This is a genomic window from Pseudonocardia nigra, from assembly GCF_019396355.1.
GTDB classification, from domain to species: domain Bacteria; phylum Actinomycetota; class Actinomycetes; order Mycobacteriales; family Pseudonocardiaceae; genus Pseudonocardia; species Pseudonocardia nigra.
On record NZ_JAHKRK010000217.1, the window covers coordinates 1 to 13,997 of the forward strand.

Consider the following 13,997-nt stretch of genomic DNA (forward strand, 5'->3'; position numbering starts at 1 on the left):
GGTCTCGTCCTTGGACACCACGACCTTGCGGGCGCGGCCCAGCAGCGACAGGTCGGCGTTCTCCAGCTTGAGGCCGACCTTCTCCGAGATGACCTCGCCTCCGGTGAGGATGGCCATGTCGGCCAGCATCGCCTCGCGGCGGTCACCGAAGCCCGGGGCCTTGACGGCGACGGACTTGAAGGTGCCGCGGATCTTGTTGACGACGAGCGTGGCCAGGGCCTCGCCCTCGACGTCCTCGGAGATGATCGCCAGCGGCTTGCCCGACTGCATGACCTTCTCCAGCAGCGGGAGCAGGTCCTTGACCGTCGAGATCTTGGAGCTGACCAGGAGGACGTAGGGGTCCTCGAGCTCGGCCTCCATGCGCTCGGCGTCGGTGACGAAGTAGGGCGAGATGTAGCCCTTGTCGAAGCGCATGCCCTCGGTGAGCTCGAGCTCCAGACCGAAGGTCTGGGACTCCTCGACCGTGATCACGCCCTCCTTGCCGACCTTGTCCATGGCCTCGGCGATCAGGTCGCCGATGGACTTGTCGGCCGCGGAGATCGAGGCGGTGGCCGCGATCTGCTCCTTGGTCTCGACCTCCTTGGCGGTCTTGAGCAGCTCCTGAGACACGGCCTCGACGGCCTTCTCGATGCCCCGCTTCAGCGCCATCGGGTTGGCACCTGCGGCCACGTTGCGCAGACCCTCGCGGACCAGCGCCTGGGCCAGCACCGTGGCGGTGGTGGTGCCGTCACCGGCGATGTCGTCGGTCTTCTTGGCAACTTCCTTGACGAGCTCGGCCCCGATCTTCTCCCAGGGGTCCTCGAGCTCGATCTCCTTGGCGATCGACACACCATCGTTGGTGATGGTGGGCGCGCCCCACTTCTTCTCCAGGACGACGTTGCGGCCACGCGGGCCGAGCGTCACCTTCACGGCGTCGGCGAGGGTGTTCATGCCGCGCTCGAGCCCGCGGCGCGCCTCCTCGTCGAACGCGATCTGCTTCGCCATGGGGGTGTAGTCCTCCGATTGGGATGACCCGAAAGTCTCGTGTCGAACGCGGCGCCCGCGACGGACGACCGGCAACCCTGCGCCGATCTCACCGGCCCGACTTCTGGCACTCGGGCATGCCGAGTGCCAGACCCGGTTTTAGCACTCGATGCCGACGAGTGCAAGGCGGCGCCGACCCACGAACGGGTCGGGGGGACCGGCGAACCGCCGATCCCCCCGGAAGGCCGCCAGGGCGGCCCGTCGGACCCTTCCTAGATGCGACGCACGGCGTCGGCCTGGCTGCGGCCGTCCCGACCTGCCGTCGTCTCGAACTCCACGCGGTCGCCCTCGTCCAGCGTCCGGAACCCGTCCGACTGGATCGCGCTGTAGTGGACGAAGACATCCGGCCCACCGTCGGTGGCGATGAAGCCGAAGCCCTTCTCCGCGTTGAACCACTTGACCGTGCCCTGGGCCACGGCACCTCCACGTTGCTCGCTGACTAACGGGGCCGACGCTACCTCAGAACGCGCCGTTTCGGCCCTCGCGCAGACGACTCGGATCGTCGGGCAGGATGCGGGCGTGGCCAGCTTCTCGAGGACCGTTGCGCAGCACCGTGCCGTCGTTGCAGGGCTGCTGCCACCGATGCCGGCCGAGGAGGTCCCGATCGCGCAGGCACTCGGCCGCGTGCTGGCCGCCGAGGTGGTGGCCGCGGTTGCGCTGCCCTCGTTCGACAACTCCGCGATGGACGGCTACGCCGTGCGGGCCGGCGAGCTCGTGGGTGCGGACGACGGAAGCCCCGTCGAGCTGCCCGTCGGCGCCGACATCCCGGCCGGGCGCACCGACGTCCCGCCGCTCGCGCCGGGCACGGTGCACCGGATCATGACCGGGGCGATGCTGCCGGTGGGCGCCGACGCCGTCGTGCCCGTCGAGCGCACCGACGGCGGGACGGAGCGCGTGCGGCTGTCGGCGGCGCCCGCCCCGGGTGCGCACGTGCGGCGCGCGGGGGAGGACGTGGCGGCGGGCGACGTCGTGCTCACCGCGGGCACGGTGCTGGGCGCGGCGCAGATCGGCGTGGCGGCGGCCGTCGGGGCTGCGACGCTGTCGGTCCGCCGCAGGCCGTCGGTGCTGGTGCTGTCCACCGGTTCGGAGCTGGTCGCCCCCGGCGAGCCGCTGGAGCCGGGCCGGATCTACGAGTCGAACGGGCCGATGCTCGCCGCCGCGGTCGAGGAGGCGGGCGGTCGCGCGGAGCTGCTGCGGTTCGTCCCCGACGACGTCGAGCAGTTCCTCGAGCGGCTGCTCGAGCGCGTCGGCGCCGGGCCCGTCGATCTCGTGCTCACCTCCGGCGGGGTCAGCGCGGGTGCCTACGAGGTGGTCAAGGACGCGTTCGCCGGGCGTGGCGTCGAGTTCGGGAAGGTCGGGATGCAGCCCGGCGGGCCCCAGGGTGCGGGCCGCGTCGCCGAGCTCGGCGGGGTCGCCGTCGTGACGTTGCCCGGCAACCCGGTCAGCTCGCACGTCTCGTTCGAGGTGTTCGTGCGGCCGGCCCTGCGCGCCGCGCTCGGCCATCCGTATCCCGAGCGCCCCGTCGTGACGGCCACGCTGGGTGAGCGCTGGACGTCGCCGGCGGGCCGGCAGCAGTTCCGCCGCGGCGTGCTCGACGCCGTGCGCGGCACCGTCCGGGAGATCGGCACGCCCGCCTCGCACCTGCTCGGCGCGCTCGCGCGGGCGGAGTGCCTCGTCGTCGTCCCGGCGGAGGTCACCGAACTCGACGAAGGTGCGACCGTCGACGTCTGGCTGCTCGATGGCTGATCACCACAGGGAGATGTGAGCTACATCACAGGCGAAGTGGGCAACGATCTCCGCGATCCTGGCGTCTAACGGGTGAGTGTTCGGCCGATCGGTGCACATCGCGAGGTTCCTGTCCCTCTGAGCTGGACGGCCGCTCGAACACTCGGGGATACTTCCAGCACGACGTGGGTACCCACATCGTGACGCAAAAGCCCACCGCCCGTCGCTGGGGAGCGGACGAGCGGTTCCACGGCCGGGGTCGTCGTCTCGGGGGATGACGGCCCCGGCCCTTTGCGTTCCCGGGTGTCCCGGCAGTGTGGCAGACAGTGACCGTCTGCTCTCGCGTACCGTAACCGCCGCCACCGCGGCCCGTTCGAGGTCGCCACGCCGGAGGAGCCGACCCGCCCCCATGTCAGACCCCAACGGGACCCCTCCCGGGGTTCCCCCTGCCCGGCCGTCCAGCGCCGGCCTCTCGCCGGGCCACGTCGCCGGGCTGATCCGGGCCACCATCCCGCCGATGCACCCCGGCGGCCGTCCGATCGTCGCCGCGGTGGCCGCCGCAGCGGGCCTCGTGCGCGCCGTGACCGGGCGCGGCGCGGTGGTCGGCGCGCTCGCGACCGCGGCCACCGCCCTCTTCTTCCGCAACCCCCGCCGGGTGCGCCCGCCGCTCACCGGCGTGGTGCTGTCGGCGGCCGACGGCACGGTCGCCACGATCTCCGAGGTCCTCCCGCCCGCGGAGCTCGACCTGCCGCAGGTCCCGGTGCCCCGGGTCAGCGTGTTCCTGTCCCTGCTGGACGTCCACGTGCAGCGCATCCCCGTGGACGGGCGCGTGCTCGCCGTGGAGTACCGCCCCGGCGTGTTCCTGTCCGCCGACCTGGACAAGGCCAGCGAGGACAACGAGCGCAGCGCACTCCTGCTCGAGACGACCGGGGGTGCCCGGATCGGGGTCGTGCAGATCGCGGGCCTGCTCGCTCGCCGGATCGTCTGCGAGGTGGGGCCCGGCGACGAGGTCGCGGCCGGCGAGACCTACGGGCTCATCCGGTTCGGCTCCCGCGTCGACGTCTACCTCCCGCCCGGCTCGCGGGTGACGGTCGCCGTCGGCCAGCACACGATCGGCGGCGAGACCGTCCTTGCGCAGCTGCCCGACGGGAGCGGCTGATGCCCACGCCCAGCTACGCCGCGGGCGTCCGCCTGCTGCCGAACGCGGTCACCGTCCTCGCGCTCTGTTCCGGGCTCTCGGCGGTCTACTTCGCCCTCGGCGGCCGGTTCGAGCTCAGCGTGGCCGCGGTCGGTGCCGCGGCGCTGTGCGACGCGCTCGACGGCAGGCTGGCCCGGCTGCTGGACGCGAGCACCCGCATCGGGGCCGAGCTCGACTCGCTCGCCGACCTGGTGTCCTTCGGCGTCGCACCCGCGCTGGTGCTCTACATCTGGGCGCTCGAGGGCAACCGGTTCGGCTGGGTGATGGCGCTCGTCTTCGCCGTGTGCATGATGCTGCGCCTCGCCCGGTTCAACACGCTCATCGACGTCGAGGACGAGTACCCCTTCTCCCAGGAGTTCTTCGTCGGTGTCCCCGCGCCTGCCGCTGCCCTGTCGGCCGGGATCCCGCTCTTCCTCACGCTGCACTTCGGTCCCGGCTTCTGGTGGTCCTCGCCGGTCGTGGTCGGGCTGTGGGCGCTCGTCATCGCCGGGCTGATGGTGAGCAGGCTGCCGACGCTGTCGTTCAAGACAGTGCGGGTGCCGCCGCGCTACATCGCGCCGCTGCTCGTCCTCGTCGGCCTCGCGGCGGCGGTGCTGATCACGGTGCCGTTCCTGGGCCTCGCGATCGGCGCGGCCGTCTACCTGGTGCTGATCCCCTACACCGTCCACCGGCACCGTTGGCTCGCCCGGCACCCGGAGGCCTGGCACGTGCCGGGGCGGGAGCGCCGCGCCGTCGCCCGCGCCGCGCGGTCGGCGCGCCGGCTGGGGCTGCGCTCGCCCATGCGGCACCGCGTGGCCGGCCGCGCCAGCGCGATGGCGCGCGCCGTGCGGCGCTTCGGCGACGACCCGTCCGGGGCGCTCCAGCGCACCCGCCGCGTCGACGGGCGCGCGCCCGGCGCCGTGCCGCAGCCGCGCGGGCGGCTCCGGCTCGGGCTGCGCCGGGCCCGCCGCCGCTGAGGGGATCGGAACCCGGGGCGGGGCCGGCTTGATCGCAGCAAGGCCACTTTGCTGCAACATGGTTGCGTGAAAGTGGCTTTGCTGCAACTCGGCGGGCCCACCCGGGCGGTCTCCGCGGGCCGATAGCGTTCCGGTGTGGCCGCTCCCTCGATCACCCTCGTCGCCCGCCTCGCCGCCTCCGCCGCCGATGCGCGCCGGGGCGTCGTCCGGCTGCACCCCGAGGTCCTCGACGCGCTCGGCCTGCGCTCGTGGGACGCCGTCACGCTCACCGGCGCGCGGGTGACCACCGCGCTCGTCGCGCCCGCCGACGGGCCGCCGGGGCAGGCGACCCTCGACGACGTCACGCTCTCCAACGCCGGGCTCGCGGACGGCGCCGCCGTCGTGGTGGCGCCGGCGCGCGTCGAGCCCGCCCGCCGCGTGCTGCTCACCGGTTCCCGGCTCGCCCGCGCCGCGCTGACGCCGGAGACGGTGCGGTTGGCGCTGCTGGGCAAGGTGGTCACCGGCGGGGACGCCGTGTCGCTGCTGCCGCAGGACATCGAGCCCGCCCCCGGGCTGGACGCGTCGGCCGCCCGGCGACGGGTCGCTGGGGCGCTGGGCAGCGCGTGGACCACCGAGCTGCTCACCGTGGCCACCGTCGAGCCTGCGGGCGCGGTGGCCGTCCGCCCGAGCACGGTGGTCGGCTGGGAGGGCGGCGCGGCCACCGGCGCCCCGGCGCCGCCCGCCGCCCCCGCGGGCGGTGTGGGCACCCCCAGCGCCGCGCGGCCGTTCGTCGCCGCGTCGCCCACCGCCGCGGCCGACGGGCAGCAGCAGCCTCCGGCCGAGCCCGCGGTCGCCCTCGAGGACCTCGTGGGCAACACCGCGCCCGCCCGCAGGCTCGTCGAGTGGCTGGAGCTCACCCTCGACCGCCCGGAGCTGCTCGCCCGCCTCGGCGGCTCGGCGCGCCTCGGCGTGCTCGTCACCGGGCCGGAGGGGGTCGGCAAGCTGACGCTGGCCCGCAGCGTCGCGGCGGCCGTCGGCGCGCAGTGCGTCGAGCTGGCCGCACCCGGCGTGGCGGCGCTGGAGGCGGGGGCCGCGGCCCAGCGGGTGCACGAGCTCGTCGGCGCGGCCCGCTCGGCCGCCCGCGCCGGCACCCGCACCGTCCTCGTCGTCACCGACGTGGAGGCGCTGCTGCCCGCCGCGTCCCCGCCGCCGCTGGCCACGATCGTGCTGGACGCGCTGCGCGAGGCCGTCGGCACGCCGGGACTCGCTCTCGTCGCCACGACGTCCGCCCCGGAGTCGGTCGACCCGCGGCTGCGCGCGCCCGACCTCGTCGACCGCGAGCTGGGGCTGGCCCTCCCCGACCTGCGCACCCGCACCGAGCTGCTCCGCAAGCTGCTCACCGCCGTGCCGCTGGCCGACCGCGTCGAGCTGAAGGCCGTCGCCGAGCGCACGCCGGGGTTCGTCGCCGCCGACCTCGTCGCGGTGCGCCGGGAAGCCGCAGTGCAGGCCGCGCTGCGCCACCCCGACGACGACGAGCCGCGCATCGTCCAACAGGACCTGCTCGACGCCGTCGCGTCGGTCCGGCCCATCTCGATGTCGTCGTCGGACACCCTGCAGACCGGCGGGATCACCCTCGACCAGGTCGGTGACATGGCCGAGGTGAAGCAGGCGCTCACCGAGGCCGTGCTGTGGCCGCTGCAGTACCCCGACTCGTTCGCCCGGCTCGGCGTGGCCGCGCCCCGCGGCGTGCTCGTCTACGGTCCGCCCGGGTGCGGCAAGACGTTCCTGCTGCGCGCGCTCGCCGGCACCGGGCAGCTCAACGTCCTCGCGGTGAAGGGGGCCGAGCTGCTCGACAAGTACGTGGGCGAGTCCGAGCGGGCGGTCCGGGAGCTCTTCCGCCGAGCCGCCGACGCCGCGCCCGCGCTGGTGTTCCTCGACGAGGTGGACGCGCTGGCGCCGCGCCGCGGGCAGTCGTCCGACGCCGGGGTGGCCGACCGGGTCGTCGCCGCGCTGCTCACCGAGCTCGACGGCGCCGAGCCGCTGCGGGACGTCATCGTCGTCGGCGCCACCAACCGGCCGGAGCTGATCGACCCCGCTCTCCTGCGGCCGGGGCGACTGGAGCGGCTGGTGTACGTCCCGCCGCCGGACGCCGCCGCGCGGGCGGAGATCCTCCGGGCCGCGGGCCGCAACACGCCGTTCGCCGAGGACGTCGACCTCGACGCGCTGGGCGCGCAGCTGGAGGGCTACTCCGCCGCCGACTGCGCCGCCGTGATCCGGGAGGCGGCGCTCACCGCGATGCGCGAGTCGCTCGACGCAGCCGAGGTGACGAGCGAGCACATCGCGGCCGCCACGGCGGCGGTGCCGCCGTCGCTGGACGAGGCACAGCTGGCGACGCTGGAGGCCTACGCCGAGCGCCGCTGACCGGTGCCGGTCAGCGGCTCCGCTGGCCGTAGTCGTTCGTGACGATCACGATCAGGCCGGGACTTGCCTCCGTCAGGCCCTCGAACCGCGGCTCGACCCGCAGGTCGAACTCGCGGCCCAGCGCCTCGGCGGCCTGCTGCTCATTCGTGCCGGGCCGGAAGTAGACGGTGCTCGTCGGGATGATCCCGTGCGGGTAGTTGGCGACCTCCTCGACCTGCCAGCCTGCCCGCCGGAAGTCCTCCGCGGCGCGGGCCGCGAGCCTGCTGATCGTGCTGTTGTTGTAGACGCGGACCGGGGCTCGCACGGCCTCCGCACCGCCGCGTGCGGCCGGGCCTCCGGAGTAGGTGCCTCCCGAGGAGCTGCCCCCGGTGCCGGCGCTGCCCGAGCCGCTGCCACCCGTGCCCGCGGCGCCCGGGGCGTCGCCGACCTTGCCCTCGCCGCCGGAGCCGTTCGGCGCGCCGGCCTCCGGCGCCGCGCCGGGCTGCCCCGGTGCCGGGGCGCCGGGAGCGGGGGCGTCAGGGGCTTCCCCCGGGACACCCGGTGCGCCCGGCTCGGCCCCGGGTGCGCCCGGTGCCCCGGGCTCGGCGCCGGGAGCTCCCGGAACCTGCTCGCCGGGGGACGGGATCGGGACGAGGTCGTCGAGTGCGGGGCCGCTCGGGGGGACGGACCCGTCGGTCGGGCCGCCGCCCGGGGACGGCGAGGCCGTGTCGGTGACCGAGGCGGCCGGGTCGGGCGCCGCCGACGGGGTGCCGCCGCCGCCGTCGTTCATCGCGAGTGTGGCGAGGCCGATGATGCCGGCGACGACGCCCGCACCCAGGAGCGCGAGTCCGCCGACCCGCAGCGGCGACGGTCCGCCGGATGGAGAAGGTGTTGCCACGTCTGCTCCTCGGTGACGATGATCGCCGCCGTTGCCGGCGGTGCTGTGGAGGTGCCGCGGCCGGTCAGCGTCCGCCCATGGCGTGGATCATGGTGCCGTCACCACGGCTCCATGCCCAGGCGACGCGCCGCGCGGGTGCGCTGCCTGCTGGCCCGGAGCCTGCGGAGCCGCTTGACCAGCAGTGGGTCGGCCGCGAGCGCTTCCGGCTTGTCGACGAGCGCGTTGAGCACCTGGTAGTAGCGTGTAGCGGACATGTCGAACAGTTCGCGGATCGCCTGCTCCTTCGCGCCCGCGTACTTCCACCACTGACCCTCGAAGGCGAGGATCTCGCGCTCCCTGCGGTCCAGTTCGCGGCTCGCGCTGCCGGCGGGGGACACCCCGCTGGGCTCGGTGGCGGACTCCATCACGCTCCTTGCTGCGCCTCGCTGACCGGGAATGACATGTCTGTCATTTCCCGCGGCAATTGAACCACGGGGGACCGACATCACCCGGGTAGGGACGCACCACTCCGTGGAGTGGATCGGCGGGTCGGGAGCGGGCGCCGCGTAGGGTCCTCGCCGTGGCCGTTCGACCCATCCGCATCATCGGCGATCCCGTCCTGCACACCCCGACGCGCCCCGTCGAGATCTTCGACGACGCGCTGCACGCGCTGGTGGAGGACATGTTCGACACGATGGCCGCCGCCGAGGGCGTCGGGCTCGCGGCGAACCAGATCGGTGTGGACCTGCGGCTGTTCGTCTACGACTGCCCCGACGAGGAGCCGCGCACGCGGGTGCGCGGCGTCGTCGTCAATCCGGTGCTGGAGACCTCGGAGCGCCCGGAGACGATGCCCGACCCGGACGAGGACGAGGAGGGCTGCCTGTCGGTCCCCGCCGAGCAGTACCCGACCGGGCGGGCGGAGTGGGCCCGGGTCACGGGCGTGGACGCCGACGGCGAGCCGGTGCAGGTGGAGGGCCGCGGCTTCCTGGCCCGGTGCCTGCAGCACGAGACCGATCACCTCGACGGCGTGATCTACCTCGACCGGCTGATCGGCCGCAACCAGCGCGCCGCGCGCAAGATGCTGAAGCGCAACGGCTGGAACGTGCCGGGCCTCGCGTGGGACCCGGCCACCCAGCAGGCCGAGGAGGTCTGAGGAACAGGGCTGTGCGGCGCGACGTTTCCCTTGCAACGCAACGCTGTAAGCAAGGGAGGTCGCGGTGGACGAGCTCGACTCCTACTCCCGCATCGTGAGTGCGGTGGCCGCCGAGCTGACCGGCCGGGTGGCCGCCGTCCGCACCGGCCGGGGCAGCGGCTCCGCGGTCGTCGTCGACGACGGGGTGCTGGTGACCAACGCGCACGTGGTCGGCGAGGCCCGGCGCGGGCGGGCCGACTTCGTCGACGGCACTCAGGTCGACGTGTCCGTCGTCGGCTCCGACCCGCTGTCCGACCTCGCCGTGCTCCGTGCCGCCCCGGCGGAGCTGCCGCGGCCGGTGCGGCTCGGCAACGCCGACGATCTCGTGGTCGGTCAGCTCGTCGTCGCGGTCGGAAACCCGCTGGGGCTCGCCGGCTCGGTCACGGCGGGCGTCGTCAGCGCTTTGGGCAGGGCCCTGCCCACCCGCAGCGGCCGAGCCGGCCGGGTGGTCGAGGACGTCATCCAGACCGACGCCGCGCTCAATCCCGGCAACTCCGGTGGAGCGCTGGCCGACAGCCGGGCCCGCGTCGTCGGGATCAACACGGCCGTCGCGGGCGTCGGGCTGGGGCTCGCGGTGCCGGTGAACGCCACGACTCGGCACATCGTCGCCACCCTGCTCGCGGACGGCCGGGTGCGGCGGGCCTACCTCGGTGTCGTCGGCAGCCCGGCGCCGGTGCCCGCCACCGTCGCCGACCGCTACGGGCGCGCCAACGGGCTGCGGCTCGCCGAGGTGATCAGCGGGAGCCCCGCCGAGCGGGCCGGGCTGCGCGCCGGCGACCTCGTGCTCGACGTCGGCCGCCGCCCGGTGCAGGACGCGCAGGGGATCCAGCGGCAGCTGTTCGGCGAGGCGATCGGCGTCCCGCTGTCGGTGACGGTGCTGCGCAACGGGGCGATGGTCGACGTGATCGCGGTGCCCACGGAACTGGGCTGACACCCTCGTGAGTGCAAAACGTCGTCAGGACGACGTTCGCACTCACGGGCGCGTCAGCGCACCAATCCGTGCTCCCAGGCCCACACGGCGATCTCCGTGCGGTTGCGGGCCGAGAGCTTCGTCTGCACGTTCGTGAGGTGCGTCTTGACCGTCGACAACGAGACGAACAGCTCGGCGGCGATCTCGGCGTTCGTCCGCCCGCGGGCGACCGCCCTGACCACGTCCAGCTCGCGCGGCGACAGCGGCTCGCGCAGCTCCTCCTGGCCGTTTGGCCGGGCGGCGAGGTGTTCCAGCAGCCGGACGGTGACCGACGGGGACACCAGTGCATCGCCCGCCGCCGCGGCCCGCACGGCCTCCACGAGCAGGCGCGGCCCGGCGTCCTTGAGCAGGAACCCGCAGGCGCCCGCGCGCAGCGCCCCGTAGACGTACTCGTCCAGGTCGAACGTCGTGACCACCACGATCCGCGGCGGCTCCGGGTCGGCCATCAGCGCGCGGGTGGCCTCGAGCCCGTCGAGTTCGGGCATGCGGATGTCCATCAGCACCACGTCGGGGCGCAGCTGCCGAGCCAGCTGCACGGCGGTGACGCCGGTGCCCGCCTCGCCCACCACCTCGACCCCGTCCTCAGCGGACAGGATCAGCCGGAAGCCGGTGCGGACCATCTCCTGGTCGTCGGCGAGCAACACCCGGATCATCGCGCACCCTGCAGCGGCAGCCGGGCCGCCACCGTCCAGACGCCGGGCGCGGTCGGACCGGCGGTCAGGAACCCGCCCAGTGCCTCCACCCGCTCGTGCATCCCGACGAGGCCGAACCCGCTCGACCCCGTCCGCGGCACCACCGGCACGGCGGGGACACCGTCGTTGCGCACCGACACCAGCAGGGCCTCCTCACGGATCCGGACGTCCACCTCGACGATCGATGCGCCGAGCGCGTGCCTGCGGACGTTGGTGAGAGCTTCCTGCACGACCCGGTAGCCGGTGGCGGCGACCCCAGCGGGCAGCACGGCGTGCTCCAGGCCGGGATCGGCGTCGAGTCGGACGAGCGTGCCCTCGGGGTCGAACCGCCCGACCAGCGTCCGGATCTCCCGCAGCTCGGCGCCGGGCGTGCGCGCGCCCTCGGCGTCCTGGCCGCGCAGCACCCCCACCATGCGGCGCATCGCGGCCAGCGCGTCCGTCCCCGCGCCCTCGATCGCGGCGAGCGCTCGGTCCACGTCGTCCGGGGAGGTGCGGGCGACGACGGCGGCGGCCTGCGCCGCGACGACGATGCCGGTGACGTGGTGGGCGACCACGTCGTGCAGCTCACGGGCCAGCTCCATGCGCTCGGACGAGCGGGTGTCCTCGACCGCCGCCCGCCGTTGGGTGGCCACGTCGCGCAGCACCAGCCCGATCGCGACCGCCCCGCCCCACCCCAGTGCGGACAGCACGGTGAACAGCCCGAGCGGGCCGCCGAGACCGGTGTCGCCGGTCCGCACGATCGGGGACCCGACGATCGCGACGGCGGCGGCCGCGGTGAGCAGCAGCGCCGTGCGCAGCTCGCAGCGGTGCAGCACGACGACGACGATGACGGCGAGCGCGAGCTGCTCGGCGAACGACAGGAACGCACTGTCTCCCCCACCCATGACGAGCAGCTGGGTGGCGCCCGCGAACGCCGAGACGGCGATGGACGTCCCGATCGCGCCCATCGCCATGGGCACGACGGCAAAGCCGTCCCGCCTACGGAGCAGGACCAGCACGGGGACGAGCAGACCCGCCACGGCGGTCAGCGGGGAGCCCACGCTCACGGTGACGGCCACGTCGATCAACAACCAGAAGCCGTAGGCGGCCACCTCGGCGACCAGGCCGAACCGCCGCCGGGCCCCGCGGAGCAGGCGGACCATGGCGAGCAGCCTATGCCGGGGGTCGCGAGCCACCCCTCGGCCGGAAGTACGACGTCGCCCACCCGGGTTCCGACCTCCGGCCGAGGCGGAGGGACGCCGGACCGGGAGATCGTCTTCGGCATGACGGAGATGTTCGCCGCGGTGCTGGGCACCGGGGCTTGGATGGCGGGGCTGCTGCTCCTGCTGGTGATGGCGGCCCTCCCGCTGCTCGAGCACGTCGGCACGGCAAGGAGCGGGCGGTGACCCGGCCCGTCCTGCGCGGCGTCGGCATCACCCACCGCTTCGGGGCCACCACGGTGCTGAGCGGCGCGGACATCGTCGTGCACCGCGGCGAGGTCGTCGCCGTGACCGGGCCGTCCGGGTCGGGCAAGTCGACGCTGCTGCACTGCCTGGCCGGGATCCTGGCGCCCGCCGAGGGCGAGGTGTGGCTCGGCGCGGACCGGATCGAGGGGTGGTCCGAGGCCCGGCGGACGGCCCTGCGCGGCTCCCGGCTGGGGTTCGTGTTCCAGTTCGGCCAGCTGCTGCCGGAGCTGCCCGCCGTGGAGAACGTGGCGCTGCCGCTGATGCTCGGCGGCATGCGCCGGACCGACGCCACCGCGCGCGCCGCCGGCTGGTTCCCCCACCTCGGGCTCGCCGGGCTGGAGGGACGCAGGCCGGGGCAGCTGTCCGGCGGGCAGGAGCAGCGCGTGGCGATCGCGCGGGCGCTGGTGACCGAGCCGGAGGTCGTGTTCGCCGACGAGCCGACCGGGGCGCTCGACTCGGCCACCGGGCAACGGATCATGGAGCTGCTGGCGGGCCTCGCCACCCGCACCGGCACGGGCGTCGTCGTCGTCACCCACGACGCGGAGGTCGCCGACCGCTGCCACCGGGTCGTCGGGATCCGGGACGGGCGCACCGCCCCCGTCGGCGTCGCGGAGTCCCCGGTCGCGGCGGTGCAGCCGTGACCCCCACCCCGCGAGTCGGCACAGAGTGGCGGCCGAGTCGCGACGATCTGGCGCCGGAACGCCGCCACTCGCGCGCCGATTCGTGCCGACTCGCGCGCTGTTTCGTGCCGACTCGCGGACGGATCGCGGGCGCCGGGGGGTGCCCGTGATCGCGCGGACGGCCGGGCTGAGCCTGCGGCTGCTGCGGCTCGGGGGCAGGCGGGCGTTCACCTCCGCCGCGCTGGTGGGCGCCGGGATCGCGGTCGGCACGCTGCTGCTCGCGGTCGCGATCGGGGCGCTCCACGGCTGGGACGAGCGCGAGGCTCGCACCGGCTGGCGTACCGAGGAACCGGTGGCGACCTCGGGCGAGCCGGTGGCGCTGTTGCGCACGACCACCGGCGCCGTGGCCGGGCGGCCGCTGCACCTGGTGGACCTGGTCGGCCCGCAGCCGGACGCCGCCCCGCCGCCGGGGCTGTCGCGGATGCCGGCGCCCGGCGAGCTGTGGGTCTCGCCCGCGCTGGCCGAGCTGATGCGGCAGCTGCCACCGGACGCGCTGGCCGAGCGCTTCCCGGCGCCGACGGGGGTGATCGCGAAGGAGGGGCTGCGCGGCCCCGACGAGCTCGTCGCGATCAGCGGCAGGCCGGCGGGCGACCCGGTGTACACCGAGGACGCCGTACCGATCGCCGGCTTCGGCGACACGTCCGTCGGGATGCTGGAGTTCTACCGCCAGCTCACGTTCGTGGCGGCCGCGCTGCTGGTGTTCCCGGTCGCGAGCCTGCTCGGTGCGTCGGCCCGGCTGACGGCGGCGCGGCGCGTCGAGCGGCTGGCGCTGCTGCGCCTGCTGGGGGCGTCCACCGGTCAGGTCACGGTCGCCGCGGTCACCGAGGTGACCGCGATCGCCACCGGAGCCGCCGTGCTCG

General features: G+C 74.8%; 14 protein-coding genes and 1 pseudogene. 9 read left to right on the top strand and 6 right to left on the bottom strand.

The window, feature by feature from the left end:
* Both groEL and KME75_RS34065 read right to left on the bottom strand, forming a co-directional pair.
* Positions 1-984, bottom strand: a 984-nt coding sequence (gene groEL / locus KME75_RS34060) for a chaperonin GroEL (protein ID WP_219419060.1), incomplete at its 3' end; no start/stop codon positions are given.
* Positions 985-1,235: 251 nt separating this feature from the next.
* A complete protein-coding gene (locus KME75_RS34065) occupies positions 1,236-1,439 on the bottom strand; it encodes a cold-shock protein (RefSeq protein ID WP_075944303.1) in 204 nt (67 codons plus the stop codon).
* 103 nt (positions 1,440-1,542) lie between these two features.
* Here KME75_RS34065 and moeA point away from each other — a divergent pair, with 103 nt between their 5' ends.
* The 4 genes from moeA to KME75_RS34085 all read left to right on the top strand — a co-directional run bounded on the left by moeA (position 1,543) and on the right by KME75_RS34085 (position 7,302).
* Positions 1,543-2,769 carry a molybdopterin molybdotransferase MoeA gene (gene moeA / locus KME75_RS34070; RefSeq protein WP_308283333.1) on the top strand — a complete coding sequence of 409 codons (1,227 nt, stop codon included), beginning with the start codon at positions 1,543-1,545 and terminating at the stop codon, positions 2,767-2,769.
* Positions 2,770-3,157: 388 nt separating this feature from the next.
* A complete protein-coding gene (locus KME75_RS34075) occupies positions 3,158-3,907 on the top strand; it encodes a phosphatidylserine decarboxylase (protein WP_219419062.1) in 750 nt (249 codons plus the stop codon).
* Entirely contained in the window at positions 3,907-4,902 is a 996-nt protein-coding gene (gene pssA / locus KME75_RS34080; RefSeq protein WP_219419063.1) for a CDP-diacylglycerol--serine O-phosphatidyltransferase, read from the top strand. The genes KME75_RS34075 and pssA overlap by 1 nt, the downstream gene beginning before the upstream one ends.
* Positions 4,903-5,037: 135 nt before the next feature.
* Positions 5,038-7,302, top strand: a complete 2,265-nt coding sequence (locus KME75_RS34085) for an AAA family ATPase (RefSeq protein ID WP_219419064.1) — start codon at positions 5,038-5,040, stop codon at positions 7,300-7,302.
* A gap of 10 nt (positions 7,303-7,312) precedes the next feature.
* On the opposite strand, the gene KME75_RS34090 is transcribed toward KME75_RS34085, so the two are convergent.
* Positions 7,313-8,179 (bottom strand): LytR C-terminal domain-containing protein, encoded by an 867-nt coding sequence (locus tag KME75_RS34090; RefSeq protein ID WP_308283335.1) that lies wholly within the window; start codon positions 8,177-8,179, stop codon positions 7,313-7,315.
* A 98-nt stretch (positions 8,180-8,277) separates the two neighbouring features.
* A complete protein-coding gene (gene napA / locus KME75_RS34095) occupies positions 8,278-8,583 on the bottom strand; it encodes a nucleoid-associated protein NapA (RefSeq protein WP_219419065.1) in 306 nt (101 codons plus the stop codon).
* A 155-nt stretch (positions 8,584-8,738) separates the two neighbouring features.
* Between napA and KME75_RS34100 the strand changes: the two genes are divergently transcribed.
* Positions 8,739-9,311 carry a peptide deformylase gene (locus tag KME75_RS34100; protein ID WP_219419066.1) on the top strand — a complete coding sequence of 191 codons (573 nt, stop codon included), beginning with the start codon at positions 8,739-8,741 and terminating at the stop codon, positions 9,309-9,311.
* A 64-nt stretch (positions 9,312-9,375) separates the two neighbouring features.
* On the top strand, positions 9,376-10,281 hold the full coding sequence (locus tag KME75_RS34105; protein WP_219419067.1) for a S1C family serine protease: 906 nt from the start codon (positions 9,376-9,378) through the stop codon (positions 10,279-10,281).
* A gap of 53 nt (positions 10,282-10,334) precedes the next feature.
* On the opposite strand, the gene KME75_RS34110 is transcribed toward KME75_RS34105, so the two are convergent.
* Positions 10,335-10,973, bottom strand: a complete 639-nt coding sequence (locus KME75_RS34110) for a response regulator (protein ID WP_219419068.1) — start codon at positions 10,971-10,973, stop codon at positions 10,335-10,337.
* Positions 10,970-12,154, bottom strand: a complete 1,185-nt coding sequence (locus KME75_RS34115; protein ID WP_219419069.1) for a sensor histidine kinase — start codon at positions 12,152-12,154, stop codon at positions 10,970-10,972. Before KME75_RS34115 ends, KME75_RS34110 begins: the two co-directional genes overlap by 4 nt.
* A 120-nt stretch (positions 12,155-12,274) precedes the next feature.
* On the opposite strand from KME75_RS34115, the gene KME75_RS45310 reads away from it, so the two are divergent.
* The 3 genes and pseudogenes from KME75_RS45310 to KME75_RS34125 all read left to right on the top strand — a co-directional run.
* Positions 12,275-12,397: a hypothetical protein gene (locus tag KME75_RS45310; RefSeq protein WP_281424806.1), complete on the top strand. Its 123-nt coding sequence runs from the start codon at positions 12,275-12,277 to the stop codon at positions 12,395-12,397.
* Positions 12,394-13,098 (top strand): ABC transporter ATP-binding protein, encoded by a 705-nt coding sequence (locus KME75_RS34120; protein WP_219419070.1) that lies wholly within the window; start codon positions 12,394-12,396, stop codon positions 13,096-13,098. The genes KME75_RS45310 and KME75_RS34120 overlap by 4 nt, the downstream gene beginning before the upstream one ends.
* Before the next feature lie 145 nt (positions 13,099-13,243).
* Positions 13,244-13,997: pseudogene (locus tag KME75_RS34125) on the top strand (hypothetical protein); the annotation flags it as partial.

Excerpts from the sequence above, each read along its gene's own strand:
- KME75_RS34110 (WP_219419068.1), bottom strand. The coding sequence starts at position 10,973 with ATGATCCGGGTGTTGCTCGCCGACGACCAGGAGATGGTCCGCACCGGC.
- KME75_RS34075 (WP_219419062.1), top strand. The coding sequence starts at position 3,158 with ATGTCAGACCCCAACGGGACCCCTCCCGGGGTTCCCCCTGCCCGGCCG.
- napA (WP_219419065.1), bottom strand. The coding sequence starts at position 8,583 with ATGGAGTCCGCCACCGAGCCCAGCGGGGTGTCCCCCGCCGGCAGCGCG.
- KME75_RS34115 (WP_219419069.1), bottom strand. The coding sequence starts at position 12,154 with ATGGTCCGCCTGCTCCGCGGGGCCCGGCGGCGGTTCGGCCTGGTCGCC.
- KME75_RS45310 (WP_281424806.1), top strand. The coding sequence starts at position 12,275 with ATGACGGAGATGTTCGCCGCGGTGCTGGGCACCGGGGCTTGGATGGCG.
- pssA (WP_219419063.1), top strand. The coding sequence starts at position 3,907 with ATGCCCACGCCCAGCTACGCCGCGGGCGTCCGCCTGCTGCCGAACGCG.